Raw genomic sequence first — 1,317 nt, forward strand, 5'->3', positions numbered from 1 at the left:
GAAGCGCGCACCGCGGCCGCCACCTCGCCCGCCGAGAACGGGGCCCGGACCGTCACGCCGTCGGTGACTTCCTCCTCGGTCACCCGCACCCCGGTCACCAGGCCGCCCGCGCCGAGCGTCGCGATCCGGCCGAACCGGCCGCCGTGCACGTCCGCCACCTCCGGCAGTTCCCGCACCGCGGCGGCGATCCGGCCGGCTTCCTCGATCAGGTTCATCGCATCCCCCCGCCGTCGTGCGCCGCCGCGGCCGCCCGGCGGCTCGCGCCGGGCGCCGGGACCGGCCGGTCCCGGACCGCCGCGGCGGTCCGGCCAGGTTCCGCGAGCACGCTCACTGCACCCGGCCGCTGTCGCCGGACGCGTCCTCCTCGTCGTCGGACGGCAGGTGCAGGTCGCCCACGTTGATGTTGACCTCGACCACCTCGAGCCCGGTCATCCCCTCGACCGCGCTGATCACGTTGCGCCGGATCGACCGCGCGACCTCGGCGATCGAAACGCCGTACTCGACCACGATCTGCAGGTCCACCGCGGCCTGCTTCTCGCCCACCTCGACCGAGACGCCCTGCCCGGCCGACGCGGTCGCGCCCGGGATCCGCTCGCGCAGCGCGGAAAACGCCCGCGCCGCCCCGCCGCCGAGGTCGTAGACCCCGGGGATCTCGCGCGTCGCCAGCCCGGCGATCTTCTGCACCACCACGTCCGCGACCGTGGTCGTGCCCTGCGAACTGGTCAGCGGTCCGGCGTTGACCTTTTCCACGTCCTGGGACTTGGTCGTCGTGTCCGTCGTCGAAGCCATCGATTCTCCTCCGGTCGTTTCCCGTCGTTCACTTCATCGGTTCGACTCCGGAGCGACCCAAAACTCACTCCCCGATCGAGTGGCGACGATCACATCATCGGGTGAGTGACGGTTCTGCGGCCGCGGTGTCTTTACGCTTGACGCATTCTCGCGTTCGTTGTTCGGCGATGAAGGAGGACATTCATGTCGATGGGCGACAAGATCGGCGCCAAGGCAGACGACTTCGGCGGCAAGGCCAAGGAAGCCGCCGGTTCGCTGACCGGCGACGAAAAGCTGGAGAACGAAGGCAAGGCGGACCAGGCGAAGGCCGGGATCAAGGAAGCCGCCGAAAACGTGAAAGACGCTCTCGGCGACGCCGCGGACAAAGTCAAGAACGCGCTGAAGAAAGACTGATTTTCCGCAGTGCGCGAGCGGGGGGCCGGCCCGCCCGCCCGGGCCCCCCGCGCGGGTGCGGGGGGAGGGGCGGGTGCCCGGAGGGACCCCCGGCGGAAACGCGCGGGGCGGGGGCCGGCGGGGGGGCCCGGGCGG

At 71.8% G+C, this 1,317-nt stretch carries 3 protein-coding genes; 1 reads left to right on the forward strand and 2 read right to left on the reverse strand.

The features are described from left to right. Nucleotides 1-215 (reverse strand): hypothetical protein (locus ACWGIC_RS44890; RefSeq protein WP_452082059.1); only part of this gene is annotated, 215 nt, incomplete at its 3' end. A 112-nt stretch (nucleotides 216-327) separates the two neighbouring features. After that, entirely contained in the window at nucleotides 328-789 is a 462-nt protein-coding gene (locus ACWGIC_RS44895; RefSeq protein WP_452082060.1) for an Asp23/Gls24 family envelope stress response protein, read from the reverse strand. Between the two features lie 183 nt (nucleotides 790-972). On the opposite strand from ACWGIC_RS44895, the gene ACWGIC_RS44900 reads away from it, so the two are divergent. Continuing rightward, nucleotides 973-1,182 carry a CsbD family protein gene (locus ACWGIC_RS44900; protein WP_452082061.1) on the forward strand — a complete coding sequence of 70 codons (210 nt, stop codon included), beginning with the start codon at nucleotides 973-975 and terminating at the stop codon, nucleotides 1,180-1,182. The last annotated feature ends 135 nt before the right edge of the window (nucleotides 1,183-1,317 follow it).

The organism is Amycolatopsis sp. NPDC054798, assembly GCF_053611505.1.